The organism is Pseudonocardia benzenivorans CB1190 (assembly GCF_000196675.2).
In the GTDB taxonomy this organism is placed as follows: domain Bacteria; phylum Actinomycetota; class Actinomycetes; order Mycobacteriales; family Pseudonocardiaceae; genus Pseudonocardia; species Pseudonocardia benzenivorans.
On the sequence record NC_015312.1, the window covers coordinates 5,162,501 to 5,181,737 of the forward strand.

The window sequence follows — 19,237 nt, forward strand, 5'->3', positions numbered from 1 at the left end:
GTAGGCCTTCAGGTCGGCATCCCCGTCGACCTCGGCGCGACGATCATCGCGTCGCGCCGACCGCTCGTCGTGGCGCGACCATTGCACGAGCAGGACGATGACGACCAGCAGGAGCGGGAGCTCGCCGGAAGCCCAGGTCAAACCACCGCCGAGCTGCTGGTCGCGCATCAGGTCGGGGACCCAGGGCAGGCTCAGACCGCGGTAGAACGACCCCCCGATGATCTCGTTCTGGCTCATCAGGGCGACGCCGAAGAACGCATGGAACGGCACCGACGCGAAGACGACGCCGAGCCGGGCGACCGCCGGTAGCCGGCGCGGCGACGGGTCCACCCCGATCAACGGCCAGAAGAACAGCCAGCCGACCAGCAGGAAGTGGGCGTTCATCGCCAGGTGCGCCCAGTGCTCGTTGAGCGAGGTCTCGAAGAGGCTGGAGAAGTACAGCGCGTAGTAGCTGCCGACGAAGAGCGGCAACGTGATCAGGGGGTTCGTCAGCCAGCGCGCCGCCGGGGAGTGGACGGCCGCGAGGATCCACTCGCGCGGACCGTCGGGGCGTCCCTTCCCGCTCGGGGGGAGCGCCCGCAGCGCCAGCGTCACCGGGGCGCCGAGCACCAGCAGGATCGGCGCCAGCATCGACAGCATCATGTGCTGGGCCATGTGCACGCTGAACATCGCGGGCGCGTACCGGCCGATCCCCGAGCTCGTCGCCATCAGCACGACCAGGCACCCGCACAGCCAGGCGATCGTGCGGCCCACCGGCCAGGCGTCGCCACGGCGGCGCAGCCTGCGCAGGCCCGCCAGGTACCCGACGGCCAGCAGGATCGCGAACGAGCCGTAGATCAGGCTGAACCGCCAGTCGAACAGCAGGCGCAGCAACGTCGGCGGGCCGTCGAGGTCGTACCCGATCACCGCCTCGAGAATCGACGGCGGCGGGGCGCCGGTGTCGGGAGGTGCGCTGCGCCCCAACGCGACCGCGAGGCCGATCGTCGCCAGCATCAGCAGGATCTCGACGCCACCCAGCGCGATCAGCGACCGGGTACGGCCCTCGGCGGCCGCGGCGACGGTCCGCCTGCGGTGCAGTGCCCCGAGCACGCCGAGGGTGACGAGGGCGAGGGTCTTGGCCACGACCAGGGCGCCGTACTCCGTGGTGAAGACGGCCCACAGCGGCACCCGCACGAGCGCGTTGACCACGCCGGTCACCGCGAGCAGCGCCCAGCACACCAGTGCCAGCGTGGAGAAGCGCGGGACCGCCGTCGCGAGCGCGGCGGCACGGTCGCGGTTGCTCCGGCTGCTCGCGAGCACGACGACGGCCGCGAGGCCACCCACCCACAGCGACGCGCCGAGGACGTGCAGGACCAGGCTGTCGGTGGCGATGTCGTGCGAGCCGCCGGCGGCGGAGTGCCCGGTCAGCGCGACGGGGAGCGGGCCGAACAGCGCCAGTCCGAAGGCCACGACCGCCCAGCCCCAGCTCAGGACCAGTCGCGCCGCGACCAGCACCAGCAGCGCGGCCACGGCCGTGAGCGACCAGGCCTCGGCGGCGGAGATCTTGGGGATCAGGTCGAACAGCAGGCCCGGGTCGAGCACCTGGCCGACGGGACGTCCCAGCGTGTCGGCGACGTTGAGCGGCACCAGCAACACCGCGCAGACGAACCACGCCGACGCCGTCCACGACGCGGCACGCACCGCGCGGTAGCCGGAGACGTCGAGGTAGCCGTCGGGCTGGGCGGGCACGAAGAACGCGGCGAGCAGCAGGAACCCGATGGTCAGCACCATCGAGACCTCGGAGAGTGCGCGGACGGCCGGGAGCGCGACCGTCGTCAGCTCGCCGGGGTCGGGCAACCCGAGCAGGGTCGCGGGACGGGCACCCGTCAGTACTGTCAGTCCTCCGGCGACGAGCATCGCGATGCCCGCCCCGAGCCCGATGAGACCGGCGGCCCCGGACGAGGACGTCCCGGCCTTCCGCGTCTCCGGCCCGGCGGTCGTCTGCGCCATGACCTCCAGGCTAAGCCCCGGCCGAACGGGCTCGTCAGACGGCTTCGGCGGCCTCGGCGGCCGCCCCCACCAGGACGTGACCGTTGTCGACCGAACCGTCCGACCCGGCACCCCCGTCGGCGTCGGGCACCTCCACGACGTCGGCGACGATGCACGTGATGTTGTCCGGGCCGCCACCCTCGTTCGCGAGCTCGATCACGGCCGACACGACGGCGTCGGGGTCGCGGTCACGGGCGACCAGCTCGCGCAGCGTGTCGTCGTCGAGGACGGCGGTGGCGCCGTCGGAGCAGAGCAGGTAGCGGTCACCGGGTGCCACGTCGTCGACCCACACCTCGGGGTCGGGGTCGTTGCCCGCCTGCAGCGCGCGCAGCAGCACCGAGCGGCGCGGATGGACCGCGGCCTCCTCGGGGGTGATGCGGCCCTCGTCGACGAGTGCCTGTACGACGGTGTGGTCGTGCGTCACCCGGGTGAACTCGTCGCCACGCAGCCGGTACACCCGCGAGTCGCCGATGTGCAGGATGCCGAGGCGGGTGTCGTCGAACAGCAGCGCCACGACGGTCGTCCCCATCCCGCGCGAGCCGGGGTCGCGGCGGGCACCCTCGTCGAGCAGGCGCGCGGCGACGGAGACCCCCGTGGTCAGCGCGGCGGCCAGGTCGACCTCGGAGAGGTCGGGACCGAGCTGCTCGTCCATCTCGGAGAAGGCGGCGACCGTCAGCGAGCTGGCGAGCTCCCCGTGCGCGTGCCCGCCCATCCCGTCCGCGACCACGAGCAGCCTGCGGCCGGCGAGGCCGGAGTCCTGGTTGCCCGACCTCCTGCGGCCGACGTCGGACCCGATCGCGAACCGCAGTGCCGAAGGCATGGCGCGAAGTATGGGGGCTGTGTAACCGCTTCACAACTCACGACGCGGCGAATTAGGGTGATCGACGTGAGCGAGGTCGCCACCGTCAGCGCGGGCGACATCGCGCGGCTGGGCGGGGTGAGCAGGGCCGCCGTCTCCAACTGGCGACGTCGTCATCCCGACTTCCCCAGCCCCGTCGACGGCACGCCCGCGAGCCCGCGGTACGAGCTGCGCCACGTCGAGGAGTGGTTGCGCCGCAACGGGAAAGCCACCGAGATGCCCCCGCTGGAGCGGATGTGGCAGCACCTGCGGGGCGAAGGTGGCGAGATCGGGCTCGGGCACGTCGTCGCCCGGGCGGGGGCACTGCTCGTGTGGCTGCGCGACGGGGACGACGAACCCCTGCTGCCCGGCGTCACCGAGCGGACCGACGCGGCGTTCGTGGAGCTCGCCGAGCGAGTCGCCGACGAGCACGGGCACGCCGGCGCCTTCGAGCTCCTGCACGCGCGCTACCTCGAGACCGACTCCCGACGGCTGCGCCCCACACCGCCCGACGTCGTCGCCGCGATGCTCGAGCTCGCCGCGCCGGAGCCCGGCGAGCTGCTGCTCGACCCGGCCTGCGGCACCGGTGGGCTGCTCGTCGCGGCCCGCGCCGACCGGCTCCGCGGCGTCGACCTCGCTCCCGACCGCGCGCTCATCGCGGCCGCCCGGCTGCGGCTGGCCCGTCGCGAAGCAGCGTCGGTCTGTGCGGACGCCCTGCTCCCGCCGGATCCTGCCGACCTCGCCGACGTGGTCGTGTGCGACCCGCCCGTCGGCGACCGTCGCGACCTCGACGGCCCCTGGCCCTACGGCGTCCCCCCGCGCAGCGAGCCCGAGCTCGCGTGGGCGCAACGGTGCGTGCAGCGGGTGCGCCCTGGCGGTCGCGTCGTCGTGCGGATGCCGGCGGCCGCCGCGTCACGACGCCGGGGCCGCCGCGTGCGGGCCGCCCTGCTGCACGACGGTGCCCTGCGTGCCGTCGTGGGAGCCGGTCACGACGCCGACCTGTGGGTGCTGCGCCGCCCGCGTGCCGGCGACCGGCGTCCGACGACGATCCTGCTCGCGCCCGATACCCACCGCCCCGCCGACGAACGCCCGCTCGCCGCGGTGGACGCCGAGACCGTCGACCTCAGCCCCCGGCTGCCTCCGCGCCCCGACCCGGCCGCGTACGCCGCGAAGGCGCAGGCGCTCGCCGAGGTCCGTCCCTGCCCACCCGCCCTGCAGCCCACGACCAGGGAGCTGCCGACCACCAGCCTCGCCGCCCTCGAACGCGCCGGCGTCGTCCGGCTCGTCAGGGTGTCGACGGCCGACCCGGCACCGGCCACCCTCACCGCCGACGACCTGCGGCTGGCCCGCGCGCCGAGCGGTCCCGGCTCCGGGTCGACCGTGGTCCGCGCCGTCGCGGGCGACGTCGTCGTCGGGGCTGCGTGCGCCCGGACGCTGGACGCACCGGCGGCTCTCGCGCCCGGGCTCACCGCCTATCGGCCCGACGTCGACCGGATCGACCCCGAGCTGCTCGCCGGGGTCCTGCGCACCGCCGGCACGTCGCGTGCCGAACAACGGCGCGTCCGCGTCCCCGACCTCCCCCTCGACGAGCAACGCCCCCTCGCCGCGGCCCTGCGCCGGCTCGCCGATCTGCACCTCCAGCTCCAGCAGGCCGCCGCAGCTGCGGAGGTGCTCGCCGCGCAGGGGACGGCGGGGCTGCTCGCGGGTCGGCTGGCGCCCGGAGACCCGCAGGTCCGAGCGCCGGGCGTCGACGGGACCGCTACCCTTTCCCCGCGCCCCGGCGGTCCGGGGCGCACGCCCTCGTAGCTCAGCTGGACAGAGCAAGAGCCTTCTAATCTCTGGGTCGCAGGTTCGAATCCTGCCGGGGGCACGCAGGTCAGTGGATCGCTCATCGGATTCGGCCGCACTTCATGGAGCTAAGCGTGGAGCCAGTGTAGGTAGCCTGGTTCCATGGCGGCAGCCAAGAAGCCTCGTCGCGCTCGTGGGGAGATCGAGCAACTCCCCAGCGGCTCGTTCCGCGTGCGGGTGTACGCGGGCATCGATCCGCTCTCCGGCAAGCGCCACTACCTCGTCGAGACGGTGCCCGCCGGCCCCTCTGCCGCGGCGCAGGCGAAGAAGGTCCGAGCGCGGCTCCTCAACGAAGTAGATGAGCGTCGCTCGACGCGGACCAACGCGACCGTCAACGAGTTGCTCGACCGCTACCTCGACGTGCTCGAGGTCGCGGACACGACGCGCGCCGGGTACGAGCGGCTCGCGCGCCTCTACATCCGTCCGGTCCTGGGCAGCCTGCCGATCGGTCGGATCGACGGCGAGGTGCTCGACACGTTCTACGCGCAGCTGCGACGCTGCCGCGCTCGCTGTTCTCGCGACGGGCGGTCGATCGATCACCGTGTCCTCGGGCTGCATGACTGCGACAAACGCTGTGGACCGCATTCCTGCAAACCGCTCGGGGCCTCCTACCTTCGCCAGTGCCACGTACTGCTGAACGGAGCCTTCGCTCGCGCGGTGAAGTGGCGTTGGGTCGGCGTCAACCCTGTGCACCAGGCCGATGCCCCATCCCAGCCGCCGCCGGATCCGCAGCCGCCGACGCCGGAGCAAGCTGCCCGCATCGTCGACGAGGCGTTCAAGGACCCTGACTGGGGCATGTTCGTCTGGCTCGCCATGACCACGGGTGCACGCCGCGGCGAGCTGTGCGCGCTCCGGTGGGATCGACTCGACCTCGGTGCCGGCGTCCTCGACATCCGTACGAGCCTTGCGCAGATCAACCGGCGCGTCTGGGAGAAGGACACCAAGACCCACCAGCGGCGCCGCATCGTTCTCGACGCCCAGACGCTGGCTCTGCTCGCTGCCTATCGGGCAGAAGCCGAGCGAAGCCTCGGACTATTGGATGCCGTCGTCCGCGACACCGACTACATCTTCTCGGCCGCGCCCGATCACGGTGAGCCGCTCCGCCCCGACACGGTCACTCAGCGATATACACGCATGTGCCGGCGGCTCGGCTATCACATGCACATCCACCAACTGCGCCACTTCTCGGCGACAGAGCTCATTGCGGCTGGCGTCGATGTCCGGACCGTCGCAGGTAGGCTCGGCCACGGAGGCGGAGGCACGACAACCTTGCGGGTTTATAGCGCATGGGTCGGAGAAGCTGACCAACGAGCTGCCAAGACCTTGAACGGGCGCCTCCAGCTACCCACCGGCTTGGCACCCGAAGTAACTACCTTCGCTCCCGATTCGAGTCCGGCGGAGCCGGCTGGGCCGTACGAACGGATCAGCAACGACCTTGAAGGAGCGATCCGCGCCGGGCTATTGGTTCCCGGAGACACACTGCCAACAGTCAAGGATCTCGCCGATCGCTACGGAGTCTCGCCCACCACCGCACACCGGGCGTTGGCACTGCTCGCTGAACGAGGCTTTGCCGAACTCGGCGGTCGCGGCCGCCGCAGTACCGTCACGACCGCCGCAACCTAGGCCGACGAACCGTTCGTGGGGCGGCCAACCGGGGCGCGGTGAACGACCGCTCATGTAAGGCGCCACGACCTGCTAGACACCTGCATCTACCTGCAACTCTGCTCGCTACGACCTCATCAGGAGCCTCACGAGACGCGTCTGACAGCGGCCAGTCCAGACTCCCCGTAGGCGGCCATTTACCACCCCGGTGATGGCCGGCGTTCTCCCCGCTGGCGGCCAGATATCTCCCCGGTGATCCACAGCAAATGACCGGTGGCGAGGGTCTGCCGGTGAAGCGGAGCGAGGAGATCGTGGAGATTCTCGAGGCCTACGACCTCACGGGTAGTTACCGTGCGGCGGCCGAGTTGGCCGGGTGTGACCACCACACCGTGGCCCGATACGTGGCGCTGCGCGCGGCCGGGGAGCCGGTGGTGGCCCGTGAGCACCGGGCCCGCCCGATCGACGCCTACCTGGCCAAGATCGAGGAGCTGGTGGCCCGCTCGAACGGGCGGGTGCGCGCCGACATCGTGCATGAGCGGATCGTCGCGATGGGCTTCACCGGCGGGGAGCGCACCACCCGTCGCGCGGTGGCCGAGACGAAGGCGCGGCTGCGCGCCGGGCAGCGGCGGGTGCTGCGGCCGTGGGTGCCCGAGCCGGGCCTGTGGTTGCAGTGGGACTGGGCGGAGGGCCCACGGATCGGCGGGCGGCGGACGAACCTGTGGTGCGCGTGGCTGGCCTGGTCCCGGTTCCGGGTCGTGCTCGCGGTCTGGGACCGCACCCTGCCCACGATCGTGGCCTGCCTGGACACCACCCTGCGCCGGCTGGGTGGGGTGCCGACCTACGCGCTGACCGACAACGAGCGCACCGTCTCGGTCGACCACGTCGCCGGAGTCCCGGTGCGCAACCCGGAGATCGTGCACGTCGCCCGCCACTACGGGATGACCATCCGCACCTGCGTGCCGGCGGACCCGCAGACCAAGGGCGGCTCGGAGGCGACGGTGCGGATCTCCAAGGCCGACCTCGTGCCGACCGAGGTCAACCTCGCCGAGGAGTACCGGGTGTTCGGCCAGCTCGAAGCCGCCTGCCGGGACTGGTGCGAGAAGGTCAACACCCGCCCGCACCGCGAGACGAGGCGGCCGCCGGTGGAGATGCTCGCCGAGGAACGCCTGCGGCTGCACCCGCTGCCTTCCACTCCGTTCACGGTCGCGTTCGGCACCACGCGGCGGGTGAACTGGGACGCCACCGTCTCGGTCGAGGGAGTGCGCTACTCGGTGCCCCACGAGCTGGTCGACACCCGGGTCTGGGTCCGCTTCCACGGCGACGACCTCATCGTCACCGCCGTCGGGCAGGACGGGCCGGTCCAGGTCGCCCGGCACGGACGGTCGAGTCCGGGCAGCCCGGTCATCGACGACGCGCACTACCCGCCGCGCAGCGGCGCGGCGATCGCGCACGGCGAGCGGACGCCGCGGGCCACCAGCGCGGCGGAGGCGGCGTTCCTCGCGCTCGGGCCGGGCGCTGCGGCCTGGCTGGTCGAGGCGGCCGCGGCCGGGGCCCGCGGGGTCCGGCGGAAGATGACCGAGGCCGTCGCGCTGGCCAAGCTGCACCCGCCCGGGCAGGTCGACCAGGCCCTGGGCACCGCGGCGATCGCGGGACGGTTCGCGGAGAACGACCTGTTGCGCATCCTCGCCCACCAAGCCGGGGAGACCGTCGCCAAGCCCGCCACGCAGGCCGGTGAGACCCACAGCCTCCAGCCGGGCACCGCCGCCTGGTCCGGCTTCGGCCTGACTCCGGGCCCCGAACCAGATCCTGACCCCGGCACTGAGTCCGGCACTGAGTCCGGCCCTGGGTCCGCTGGGCCGCGACCGACTGAAGAGCCCGCATGAGCGCTACCACGACACCGAGTTCGGCGGGCTCGGCGGGTGTTGCCGGCCCGGTCGGTGATCCGCTGGCCGAGGCGGTCGAGCTCACCCGCCGACTCAAGCTCCCGCACATCCGCCGTCACCTGCTCGAGCTTGTCCCGACCGCGCGGGCCCAGCGCTGGGACCACGCCGAGCTGGTCCGGGTGCTGCTCGCCGAGGAGGCCGCCGGCCGAGACGCGACGAACCTGCGGACCCGCCGCGCCCGCGCCGGGTTCCCCGCCGGGAAGACCCTGCAGGACTGGGACGCCTCGGCCTCGACGATCCCGCGCCCGACCCAGGACGCGCTCACCAGCCTGGAGTGGGTCGGGCGGCGGGAGAACCTCTGCGTCTGCGGCCCGTCCGGGACGGGGAAGAGCCACTTCTGCGAGGCGCTCGGCCAGGCCGCGGTCGAGGCCGGGATGACCGTCGCCTGGTTCACCATCGAGGACCTCGGCGCGTTCGTCCGCCGCCACCGAGCCGACGACTCGATCACCCGCGCGCTGGCCCGGCTGATCCGCACCGATCTGATCATCATCGACGACATCGGGCTACTGCCCGTCAGCCCGGACGCCGCGGAGGGCTTCTATCGGCTCGTCGACGCCGCCTACGAACGCCGCTCGCTGGCCGTCTCGAGCAACCTGCACCCCTCGGGATTCGACGAGATCATGCCGAAGACTCTCGCCACCGCCACGGTCGACCGGCTGCTCCACCACGCCCACATCGTCGTCACGCAGGGCGACAGCTACCGCCTCGCTCAGGCGACCTCCGGCAAGGGAGTGAGCCCCTTGACCTGACCCCGAGCACCACCCCGAGGCGGGGAGATATCTGGCCGCCGTCGGGGAGAACCAACTGGCCACCAGTGGGGAGAACTACTGGCCGCCAGCGGGGATTTCAAGCTGGCCGTTGACACGCGTCGGCAGCCTCTGCTTCGCACCGTGTCTGACACCACGGCGCCGGCTCTGCAGGGCTGCTCAGGCCCCGTGTCAACGGATCTTGAAAGTTGACCTCTCTGGGGCGGCCGAGACCTTCCACAGTGCTTCAGAAGTTCCACGCGATGACCGCACCTTCAAGTATCGACAGCGAGGATGGTCTTGGCCACCGGCCGGGTCTGATCCAAGTATCGATTGACGCTGACGTTGTCCCCCTAGGGATTCGTCCGCCCGGTCAGTGGTCCGCACTCGCCCGGCCGGCCGCACCGAGAACCCGATCACCTGCCCGGTACCGTCGGGGCGCTCACCGATCCCGCTCGCCGCAGCCGGCTCGGGCGTCGTCGTGGTCGTATTGTCGGTGGTTGTGTTCCGGGTGCGCTGCTTGCTGGTCATGATGGCCTTCCGCTCTCGCGGGGTCCGCGTGTGTCGGCCCGTCCCCTCGGGGTGGCGGGGTGCTGTCCCCCGCCGCGGTAAGGCGCGCCGGCACGGCCTCCGAGGCTCGCAGTCAATGGCGGCCGCAGGCCGTCGCCAAAGGCGATCGCGGAGCCTGCGCAGCGACCGTTGACGGCGAGTGAGGCCGTGCTAAGCCAAGGGCCGACAGGCCCCGCCCAAGGGGCGACCACCAGCATTTCTCACGGCCCGTGCGGCCTTGAGCGTCAACGCCTGCATTCGAGCCGTCGCCGGCAGACCCCGTGACGCTGACGTGGACCGTTGGCCTGCGGGGAAAGTGACAGTCATACCGCCGAGGCCATGGGGTCACCTTCGCTGACCGGCAGGTCTGCGCCACCGGGCACACCACCCGTCCCTATCGGCGACGCCGGTCGCCGGCGACCGCGGTCGCGACGGTCGCAACAGGTGCGACGACGGCAGTGACGTACAGCAGCAGGAGTGGCAGCCCCGGGCGCGGCTCGACGCCGTCGTGGGCCAGAAGCTCCTTGTTGAACGTCAGGTCCGGCCGGACATGATGCCAGCGGGTGATCTCCAGGTACATCAGGTACCAGGAGCCCGCCCACGCCACTGCGCCCAGCCACCGAACCGCTGCCATGAGGCCGATGGTGCCACCGGTCGGGCGGTTCCGGTTGCCGTTTTCCATGCCGCGCGGCCTGTGGAAAGGGGCGCCCATCCAGACCCAAAGAATTCATCCGTATCAGGTGCGGAAATCATGAGCGGAATGCCAGCTCTCGGACTTCTGAGGAACCACTGAGGCGCTTTCCTAGTTGCTTACCTGCAGGGCGATAGGTTCCGCGCGCTCGGCAGAGTCGCCAGTGAGAAGTGGTACGGACAGCTGCACGCAATCCGAGGAGTGGTGGATCGTTGATCGAAGCACGCGACGTGACGAAGAGGTACGGCCAGAAGGCTGCGGTCTCCGACCTCACCTTCACGGTCCGTCCCGGGATCGTCACCGGGTTCCTCGGGCCAAACGGAGCGGGCAAGTCGACGACCATGCGCATGATCGTCGGGCTGGACGCCCCGACCTCTGGCAGCGTCACGGTTAACGGCAAGCCCTACGCCGAGCACTCCGCCCCGCTCCGGGAGGTGGGCGCGCTCCTCGAGGCGAGGGCGATCCACACCGGTCGCACGGCCCGCAACCACCTCCTCGCACTGGCCGCCACCACGGGGATCGGCCGCAGTCGAGTCGACGAGCTGATCGACCTCGTCGGCCTCTCCGACGTCGCGAACAAGCGGGTCCGCGGATTCTCCCTCGGCATGGGCCAGCGGCTCGGCATCGCGTCCGCACTGCTGGGCGACCCGAAGACGCTGATCCTCGACGAGCCGGTCAACGGCCTCGACCCCGAGGGCATTCTGTGGATCAGGAACCTGTTGCGGTCACTGGCCGCCGAGGGCCGCACCGTGTTCGTCTCGTCGCACCTGATGAGCGAGATGGCGCTGACGGCCGATCAGGTCATCATCATCGGCAAAGGCCGGCTACTCGCCGACGTCCCGGTCGCCGACGTCGTCGCCCGGGCGGCGGGCGCCCACGTCAAGGTCCGCGCCCCGGACGCCACCACTCTGTCGGCGCTGCTGGCGGGCCCGGACGTCACCGTCACCACGACCGGCGCCGACACACTCGAGGTGGCGGGTTTGGGCAGCGAGGAGATCGGCACGATCGCGGCCGACCACCGGATCGCCCTGTTCGAGCTGACCCCGATACACGGCTCTCTGGAAGAAGCGTTCATGGAACTCACCCGCGACGCGGTCGAGTTCGGCACACCCGGCACCGCCGAGCCACCGCCGGCGATGTCGACGAGCACGGGAGGGCGGCGATGAGCACCACGATCCCTGTGGCACCCACCGCCCCCGCCGGCGGAGCGGTCACGCTTCCACGAACGATCTCCTCGGAGTGGATCAAGTTCCGCACACTGTGGTCGAGCGTGCTCGTCGCGACGATCTCGGTCGTCGGGATGATCGGCGTCGGCTGGGTGGGATCGTTCTTCACCAATGCCGACTGGGCGCACATGCGCCCTCGCGAGCTCGCCCGGTTCGACCCTGTCGTCACCAGCCTCAACGGCTATACCGTCGCCGAGCTGGCCGTGGGCACCCTGGGGGTCCTGCTGGTGACGGGCGAGTACTCGACCGGCATGATCCGGGCCACGATGGCGGCGGTCCCGGCACGGCTGCCCGTGCTGTGGGCGAAGCTGATCGTCTTCACCTGCCTGACGGCCGTCCTGATGGTGCCGACGTCGTTCGTCTCGTTCCTCGGCGGGCAGGCCCTGCTCGGCACGCACTCCACCAGCCTGTCGGCCCCCGGTGTTCTGCGTGTCGTGGTCGCGACGGGCGTGTACCTGACCCTCGTGGGCGTCCTCGGGATCGCGTTCGGGGCGCTGGTCCGCAACACCGCGGGCGGGATCGCGGCCCTGTTCGGGGTGCTGCTCGTGCTCCCGGCGATCGTCGGTGTGCTGCCGAGCTCGTGGCAGGACACCATCGGCCCGTACCTGCCCGCCAACGCCGGACAGGCCGCCCTGTCGGTGATCCCCGACCCCGCGGCCCTCGCGCCCTGGACGGGGATGGCCGTCTTCGCCGCCTATGCCGTCATCGCGACAGTGGTTGCCGCAGTGCTGCTGAGGCGTCGCGACGTGTAGTGGCGCCGACCAACCTGCGCCGCCCTCGCACGGCTCGTTCCCGCATCGGCTACCGGGCGGCACGACGCCGGCAAGGCTTCCCGATCCGCGACACGACGACGGCCCATGACCGGCTTTCCTCGCGGACGGAGCCCGCCCGGACCCCCTCGCACCCCCAACCGTTCACCCGTTCCCCGCACCCGAACCGGAGTCGCTCGAATGACATCGTCCCCACTCGGACGACAGCACGACGTCGCAGGTACCGACAGCGCCCGCCATCTCGCACCGCCACACCGGGCTCGCGGGATCAAGGTTCCCGAGCTGACCCTGGTCTTCTGGATCATCAAGATCCTCACGACGGGAATGGGCGAGACCGCCTCCGACTGGCTCGCCCGCACGATCGACCCCGTCATCGCGGTCCTGGGGGCGCTGCTCGCGCTCAGCGGCCTGCTCGCGGCACAGCTACGTGCCACCCGGTACCGACCCTGGCTCTACTGGGCCACCGTCGCGATGGTCAGCGTGTTCGGGACGATGGCAGCCGACGTCCTGCACGTCGTCATCGGCATCCCCTACGTCGCGTCCACGATCGGTTTCGCGGTCGCCGTGGCCGCCGTGCTCCTGCTCTGGCACCGCGTCGAGGGCACCCTCGACATCCACAGCATCGTCACCGTCCGACGTGAGTGCTTCTACTGGACGACCGTCTGCGCGACGTTCGCGCTCGGCACGGCCGCGGGTGACCTCACGGCGACCGGCTTCGGGCTGGGTTACCTCGCCTCGGGCATCCTGTTCGCCGTCGTCTTCGCCGTCCCGGTCATCGCGCACCGATGGTGGGGCCTCGGCGCAGTTCCCGCATTCTGGGTCGCCTACGTGCTGACCCGGCCGCTGGGGGCGTCGTTCGCGGACTGGATCGCCGTCCCACCGGCGCGCGGTGGCCTCGACCTGGGTACCGGAGCGATCAGCCTTGTCCTGCTGGTCGCCATCGCGACCGCCGTCGCCGTGCACGCCCGGCAGAATCGCCTCGCCCGACGCGGCTGACACGGTCAGCGGGTCCTTCGCGTGGGACGGGAGCCGGTTCCGACCCCCGGTGGCGCGCGACGGGGGCGCAGCGACGAGACCACCGACTCGGTGGGGCCGGGCCGCAGGAGCCCGCGCTTCGCGTCATCCAGGGTCACCCCCGCTCAGCGGCTCAGCTGAGGCGGGTCGTGCCCGGCCCCTGTGCGGCCGCGCTCACGACCTGTTCCCGGGCATGTGCCGGTGTGACGTCGCGGCTGCCGCCCGGTTCCGGCTGGGCCGTGACCGGGCGTTCGCCGTCGATGTCCGCACCGTGCGGACATGCGCCGGGTGCGGACTGGTCCGACGAGGACTGGGTGGCGACCATGCCGACGAGGAGCACAGTCGCACAGACCGTCGCGAGGACGAGCGCGACCGGTGACGTCGTCACGGCGTCGCCGAACCAGAGCCCGCCGGCGACGAGCCCGACGACCGGGTCGACGACCAGGATCACCGAGACGACTGCGGCCACCCCGACACCCTCACGCAGAGCGTGCTGGCTCAGCAGGATGGCCAGCGATCCCAGTACGACGGCGGCGTAGATCGCGGGGTGGCCGAGCGGCGTGGCGATGCCGTTGGCGACCTGGGCACCGACCTGCTTGAGCTGGACCGCGCTGAGGCCGTACCCGAGCCCGGTCCCGAGGGCGAGCCCGAGCGCCCGCGCACGTGGGCCGAGCGCGCGACGGCGCGCCCAGCCGGCGATGGTCACCATGACCGCGATGGTGGCCGCGGCAAGGCCGACCGTGGTGAGCGCCGACGGTCCCGGGGCGCCACCAGCGTGCGGATCGAGCGCCAGGAGCAGTCCGCTGAGACCGGCCACCGTCAGGACGATTCCGGCGCATGTCTCGCCGGAGCTCCGCCGATGGAGCAGGAATCGCTCGGCGAGCGTCGCACCGACGATGCTGGTCGTCATCACGCTCTGCACCAGCAGGATCGGACCGAGCGCCAGCGCCAGGATCTGGAGGGCGATGCCGGCGAGGGAGGCGCCGGTGCCGATCCACCACCACTGGCTGCGGGCCAGCGCGCCGATCAGGCGTGGGTCGCCAGCGGGGAACGGCGGCACGCTGATCGAGCCTCGTCGCTGGGCGACGCCGGCGGTGCCGATCAGGCTCGCGGCCACCGCGGCGACGGTGACCGCCCCGATCACTGACATCAGAAGCCGCTGGCGCGCAGGCCCGCCGCGGACCGGGCGGTGAGCTCGTCGCGCACGATGGCCGCGGCGTCGGCCCCGGCGGCCCACTGCGGCAGGATCGGGGCGCGGTCGCGACGGTGCTGCTCGATGGCCGCGACGAGATCGTCGGGTGTGCGTGGCCAGGCGGCGATTCCGGACTGCTCGAGGATCGCCGCGTTGGCGCGACCATGTCCCGGGATCGGCAGGTACGTCAGCGCCGGCAGGCCGGCCACAAGGGCCTCGGTGAACGACAGGCCGCCGGCATTGTGGACGAGCACGTCCGCGGTCGCCATCAGGGCGGGGACGTCGTCGCGCCAACCGAGCGCGGCGATCCGCGGCTCGTCCCAGCGCCGCCACAGCGCGTCGTTGCGGCCGCAAAGGACGAGTGCGCGCGCACGGGGGTGCCGCAGGATCGCCTCGACCGTCCTGGGGACGTCGCCCATTCCGAGCGAGCCGGCGCTGAGCAGGACGATCGGGTCCGGCCCGTGCAGCCCGAGGGACGCCCGGTCGATGGGACTCGGCGCCGCGCTGAAGGCAGGGCTGCAGAGCGGACCGGCCGCGACGGCCTCGACTCCGTAGCGGGAGGCGTCCGCGGCGGTCGCGCGGGTGACCGTGAGGTGGTGGTCGACGTCCGGGTCGCACCAGAGGCTGTGCGCGGCGGGATCGGTCAGGTAGGTCATCGACGTGGCCGCGAGCCTCCCACGCCGACGCAGCCTGCCCAGCGTGCGGGAGGCGAGCGGATAGGTCGACACGACGACGTCGGCGTCACCGACCCAACGCTCGACCGCAGGCTCCGCGATGGCACAGATGCCTTCGGTCACCCTGCGCAGGGCACCGGGCCGCTCGAGCCCTCGGAAGATCCCGTCGAAAACGCGGGGCGCGTGCTGGACGGTGGGCGCGTAAAGGTCCTTCAGGATCCACCCTGCGGCAGTGGGCACCGCGTCGATGTAGTCGTGGATCGTCACCTCGACACCCGAGCCGGCGAGGCGGCGGCCCAGTTCGCGGGCGGCGCCCTCGTGGCCCTGGCCGACGGTCGCCCCCAGGATGACGACACGGCCGGCGCCTGGGACCGGCGGGGCGACCAGCTGCATCGCGGCAGGGCGGGCGGCGCGGCGACGGCCGTGCGGGCGGGCACGGCGGTCGGCGAGGAGTGCGGGCATGGGGAGGAACCTCGGGTCTCGATCGGAGGAGGACGCGGGGAGCGGTGCGGAGGACGGCGGGGAATCGGAGACGGCTGGACGTCAGCGGGGAAGCGGCGCGCCGGGATGGTCGTGCAAGTGCGCGACGCCGGGCGGCCCCGAGGTCCCGTCGTCGGTCACCGACGCCTCGACGACACCCCCGGCGGCTCCGATGGCGATGACCAGTGCGCCAGCGGCCGCGAGCGGGCGCCGGGCCGCACGCTCCCTTATCGCGCGCAGCGCAGACCTGGTCCGGTCGTCGCCGGGTCGGCGCCGGTCGGCCTCCGCGGTGGGCAGGTCGAACACGAGGAGCGCAAGCTCGTGGCGGTACCGCGCGACGTAGGCGTCGCCGACGCGCTCGTCGGTCTCGGCGAGGTCGAGCCGCCCGGCGGCGAGCGCCTCGTGCAGGTTCGCAAAGACGTCGGCGCGTTCCGCGTCCGAGGCCCGCACTGGGGTGGCAGGGGTGATCGAGCGGTGCCGGCTGGTGGGCTCGCCACGGTGAGTTTGGCTGGGCATCGTGCTCCCGGGGACGATCGGTCAGGTGCCCCCAAGGCTGGTCGGCGGCGGTGAACTGCCGTCGTGCTCCGGTTCGGAGTCAGGTAAGAGCCGCGCGGGGTCGACGGTGAAGCCGACGGTCGCCCCGCCGCCGGAACGCCGGTCGGCGAAGACCGAGCCGCCGTGCGAGGCCGCGACGTCGTGCACGATCGAGAGCCCGAGCCCGGATCCGGGCAGCCCGCGGGCGCTGCGGGCCCGGTAGAAGCGGTCGAAGATCCGTCCCGCGTCCTCGGGGTCGATACCGGGGCCGTTGTCTGACACCGAGATCCGGCCCTTGTGCGCCGTCGCCTGGATCGGCTCGACACCTGAGCCGTCGAACTTCACGGCGTTCTCCATCAGGTTGCCGACGGCCCGGTCGAGGGCCTGCCGGCGTCCCCGGACCACCGAGCGGTCGGCGTCGACGACGATCGCGCGCCCGGTGCGGCGCCCCACCCGCTCGGCAGCCGCGATCAGCACGTCGGCGAGGGCCACCGGTTCCTCCGGCGAGTCCATCGCACCGGCCAGCGCGAGCTCGACAAGCTCGTCGACCAGGTGGCTCAGCTCCCGCGTCTCCCCCTGCACGTCGCTCACCAGCCGGTCCTGCGCCGCAGGGCTCAGGTCGGCGAAGCGGCGCAACACGCTCGCGTTGGTCCGCAGGCTGGTCAGCGGGGTGCGCAGCTCGTGCGCGGCGTCCTGGATCAGCCGCTCCTGCGCGTCGCGCGCGGCGGCGAGGCGCCCGAGCATCGTGTTGAACGACGTTGACAGCCGTGCGACCTCGTCGCGGCCCTCGACCGGAATCTGCCGGTCGATCCCGCCGTGGAGGCTGACGTCCTCGGCGATCCCGGCCAGCTGGATGAGCCGCCGCGTGATGCGCCAGGCGAGGAGCCAGCCCGCGAGCGCGGCGACGACCAGGACGATCGCGCTCACCCACGCGATCTCGATCGCCATGTCGTGCAACAGGTCATGAGTCTGCTCGACGTCCGCCGCGACCTGCAGCGCACCTCGTCCGCCGCTCAACGCGGTCGTCATGATCCGGTACGTGCCGTGGCCCACGTCCGCCTCGGTGACGTCCACCGTGCCCGGCGGCGCGGTCCCGTCGGCGATGGCCCGTGCGGTCGTGTCGACCGGCAGGTCGACCGCCTCACCGCCGAGGTGCGCCGTGGTGCCGTCGGGCGCCACCGTCTGCGCGACCAGGGGACGGGCCTCGCCGTGGTGCCCGTGGCCCACGGTGACCGGCACGGCGGTCAGGACGTCGTTCCGGCCGTCGGCCAGGGCGACCGTCGCCGAGCTCAGCGTCGTGTCGATCTCCTGACCGATCCGCTGGGCCGACGCGTCGTAGCTGAGCCATCCGACCGCGATCGCCACCACGGCGGCCACGACGGCGAAGGCCAGCGCGAAGCGCGTCCGCAGGTTCACGGCCGTCGCAGCGCGTAGCCGACGCCGCGCACGGTGTAGATCAACGACGGGGCCCCGGCCGCGGCGAGCTTGCGCCGGAGGTACCCGACGTACACGGCGAGGTTCTTCGAGTCCGGCCCGAAGTCGTAGCCCCAGATTCGCTCGTAGACCGTCGAGTGGTCCAGCACGATGCCCTCGTTGCGCGCCATCAGCTCCAACAGGTCGAACTCCGTTTTCGACAACGCCAGCTCGGCTTCACCCCACCACGCGCGACGCGCGGCGACGTCCACGCGCAGGGCCGCGACCTGCAACGCCGACGCCTCCATTTGCTCCTGGACCATCACCGGTGCCGCGCGTCGCAGCAAGGCGCGCAGCCGGGCCAACAGCTCGTCGAGCTCGAAGGGCTTGGGCAGGTAGTCGTCGGCGCCGGCGTCGAGCCCCGCGACCCGGTCGGAGGTCTCCACCCGCGCGGTCAGCATCAGGACCGGGGTCCGGTCGCCGTCGGCGCGCAGCACGCGACAAACACCGAGGCCATCGACGCCGGGCATCATCACATCGAGGACCAACGCGTCGAAGGATTCCCGCCGCAGCATGGTGAGCGCCTCGACCCCGTCGACCGCCACGCCGATCTCATAGCCTTCCAGACCGAGCGCGCGTTCGAGTGAGTCGCGGATCGCCCGGTCGTCGTCGACGACCAACACTCGTTGGGGCACGACCACATCATCTGCCCGGGACCCGTGCATGCCCACACCGTCGCTCAGGAGGGTGAACGGTAGCCGTGCCGCGGGTCGGAGATGGGTAAGAGCCCGCTCACCGCCCCCGAACGGCGCCGGCTGATGCTTGCCAAATGCTTACTCGCGATTGGCCGGTCCCGCGCATTGAGGGGCCTAGCGTCGACGTCGTTGCGACGGGGAACCGCCGCCGAGGTGACGTGCACCGAGGAGAGATGTGACGACGATCCTTGCGCTCAACCCACTCAGCGCGAACGACCTGCTGTCGTCGTTCGGGACGATCGGCATCCTCGTCGTCTTGTTCGCCGAGACGGGGCTCCTCATCGGCTTCTTCCTGCCCGGGGACTCGCTGCTGTTCACCGCGGGTCTGCTGTGCGCAGCCGGTAGCGGCGCACTTCACCTGAGCCTCCCGTGGGTGCTACTGGCAGCAGCGGCCGGCGCCCTCGCGGGCGCCCAGACCGGGTTCTGGCTGGGGCAACGGGCGGGGCGCGCCCTCGAGGTTCGGTCCAGCCATCCACGACTGCTCGCGGGGATGCGGCGGGCAGAGGAGATGTTCGCCCGCTACGGGCCGGCGAAGGCGATCGTGCTGGCCCGGTTCATCCCGGTGGTCCGGACAGTCCTCAACCCGGTCGCCGGCGCCCTGCGCACCCCCGCGGCTACGTTCATCATGTGGCAGGTCGTCGGCGGTCTGCTGTGGACCCTCGGTCTGGTACTCGCGGGATACGCGCTCGGCGCGACGGTCCCCGGCGTCGACGCCTACCTGTTGCCGGTCATCGCGCTGGTCATTGTCGTGTCGCTGCTTCCGCTGGCGGTGGAGCTTCGCCGGGAACGCCGGCGTGCCCGAGCCGGCCGTTGAACTGGTGCTCGACGAGGTGGGCGGACCGAGATGGAGTCATGCGGCCACGTTCCGCGACGGGCTGGCCGACCTGACATCCTGCCTCCCGTCGGCGCCAGCGCGCCGGGTTAGACGCTGTCG

Annotated in this window: 16 protein-coding genes and 1 tRNA gene (1 of these 17 only partly in view); 9 read left to right on the top strand and 8 right to left on the bottom strand. The window is 72.0% G+C overall.

Annotated features, from left to right (window positions below; genetic code table 11):
- Positions 1-1,989: the 5' portion of a bifunctional copper resistance protein CopD/cytochrome c oxidase assembly protein gene (locus tag PSED_RS24205; protein WP_013676867.1), read on the bottom strand. It extends 192 nt beyond the left edge of the window; 1,989 of the gene's 2,181 nt are visible here — the first part of the coding sequence; the start codon lies at positions 1,987-1,989; the stop codon falls past the left edge of the window.
- A 34-nt stretch (positions 1,990-2,023) separates the two neighbouring features.
- Entirely contained in the window at positions 2,024-2,848 is an 825-nt protein-coding gene (locus PSED_RS24210) for a PP2C family protein-serine/threonine phosphatase (protein WP_013676868.1), read from the bottom strand.
- A 66-nt stretch (positions 2,849-2,914) separates the two neighbouring features.
- On the opposite strand from PSED_RS24210, the gene PSED_RS24215 reads away from it, so the two are divergent.
- The 5 genes from PSED_RS24215 to istB all read left to right on the top strand — a co-directional run bounded on the left by PSED_RS24215 (position 2,915) and on the right by istB (position 9,008).
- Positions 2,915-4,672: an N-6 DNA methylase gene (locus tag PSED_RS24215; RefSeq protein ID WP_013676869.1), complete on the top strand. Its 1,758-nt coding sequence runs from the start codon at positions 2,915-2,917 to the stop codon at positions 4,670-4,672.
- Positions 4,663-4,736, top strand: a tRNA-Arg gene (locus PSED_RS24220). The genes PSED_RS24215 and PSED_RS24220 overlap by 10 nt, the downstream gene beginning before the upstream one ends.
- 80 nt (positions 4,737-4,816) lie before the next feature.
- The gene (locus tag PSED_RS24225; protein ID WP_013676870.1) at positions 4,817-6,337 is read left to right on the top strand and encodes a tyrosine-type recombinase/integrase; all 1,521 of its coding nucleotides are present in this window, start codon (positions 4,817-4,819) and stop codon (positions 6,335-6,337) included.
- Between the two features lie 269 nt (positions 6,338-6,606).
- Positions 6,607-8,199, top strand: coding sequence for an IS21 family transposase (gene istA, locus PSED_RS24230; RefSeq protein WP_013676871.1), 1,593 nt, complete (start codon positions 6,607-6,609; stop codon positions 8,197-8,199).
- Positions 8,196-9,008 carry an IS21-like element helper ATPase IstB gene (istB, locus tag PSED_RS24235; RefSeq protein ID WP_013676872.1) on the top strand — a complete coding sequence of 271 codons (813 nt, stop codon included), beginning with the start codon at positions 8,196-8,198 and terminating at the stop codon, positions 9,006-9,008. Before istA ends, istB begins: the two co-directional genes overlap by 4 nt.
- Before the next feature lie 940 nt (positions 9,009-9,948).
- Here the strand turns inward: istB and PSED_RS24240 are convergent.
- Positions 9,949-10,188, bottom strand: a complete 240-nt coding sequence (locus PSED_RS24240; RefSeq protein ID WP_132975694.1) for a hypothetical protein — start codon at positions 10,186-10,188, stop codon at positions 9,949-9,951.
- A gap of 269 nt (positions 10,189-10,457) precedes the next feature.
- Here PSED_RS24240 and PSED_RS24245 point away from each other — a divergent pair, with 269 nt between their 5' ends.
- The 3 genes from PSED_RS24245 to PSED_RS24255 all read left to right on the top strand — a co-directional run bounded on the left by PSED_RS24245 (position 10,458) and on the right by PSED_RS24255 (position 13,237).
- Entirely contained in the window at positions 10,458-11,411 is a 954-nt protein-coding gene (locus tag PSED_RS24245; protein WP_013676874.1) for an ABC transporter ATP-binding protein, read from the top strand.
- Complete coding sequence (locus PSED_RS24250) at positions 11,408-12,223, top strand: ABC transporter permease subunit (protein WP_013676875.1); 816 nt, start codon at positions 11,408-11,410, stop codon at positions 12,221-12,223. The genes PSED_RS24245 and PSED_RS24250 overlap by 4 nt, the downstream gene beginning before the upstream one ends.
- Positions 12,224-12,421: 198 nt before the next feature.
- The gene (locus tag PSED_RS24255) at positions 12,422-13,237 is read left to right on the top strand and encodes a COG4705 family protein (protein WP_013676876.1); all 816 of its coding nucleotides are present in this window, start codon (positions 12,422-12,424) and stop codon (positions 13,235-13,237) included.
- A 151-nt stretch (positions 13,238-13,388) separates the two neighbouring features.
- Here the strand turns inward: PSED_RS24255 and PSED_RS24260 are convergent, their stop codons facing one another.
- The 5 genes from PSED_RS24260 to PSED_RS24280 form a co-directional block, all read right to left on the bottom strand.
- Positions 13,389-14,405 carry a DMT family transporter gene (locus PSED_RS24260; protein ID WP_013676877.1) on the bottom strand — a complete coding sequence of 339 codons (1,017 nt, stop codon included), beginning with the start codon at positions 14,403-14,405 and terminating at the stop codon, positions 13,389-13,391.
- Positions 14,405-15,583, bottom strand: coding sequence for an MGDG synthase family glycosyltransferase (locus tag PSED_RS24265; protein WP_013676878.1), 1,179 nt, complete (start codon positions 15,581-15,583; stop codon positions 14,405-14,407). Before PSED_RS24265 ends, PSED_RS24260 begins: the two co-directional genes overlap by 1 nt.
- A gap of 81 nt (positions 15,584-15,664) precedes the next feature.
- Complete coding sequence (locus tag PSED_RS24270; RefSeq protein ID WP_013676879.1) at positions 15,665-16,117, bottom strand: DUF1707 SHOCT-like domain-containing protein; 453 nt, start codon at positions 16,115-16,117, stop codon at positions 15,665-15,667.
- 21 nt (positions 16,118-16,138) lie between these two features.
- Entirely contained in the window at positions 16,139-17,551 is a 1,413-nt protein-coding gene (locus PSED_RS24275; protein ID WP_013676880.1) for a HAMP domain-containing sensor histidine kinase, read from the bottom strand.
- Positions 17,548-18,273, bottom strand: a complete 726-nt coding sequence (locus tag PSED_RS24280) for a response regulator transcription factor (protein ID WP_013676881.1) — start codon at positions 18,271-18,273, stop codon at positions 17,548-17,550. Before PSED_RS24280 ends, PSED_RS24275 begins: the two co-directional genes overlap by 4 nt.
- A 205-nt stretch (positions 18,274-18,478) precedes the next feature.
- Here PSED_RS24280 and PSED_RS24285 point away from each other — a divergent pair, with 205 nt between their 5' ends.
- A complete protein-coding gene (locus PSED_RS24285; protein ID WP_013676882.1) occupies positions 18,479-19,117 on the top strand; it encodes a DedA family protein in 639 nt (212 codons plus the stop codon).
- The last annotated feature ends 120 nt before the right edge of the window (positions 19,118-19,237 follow it).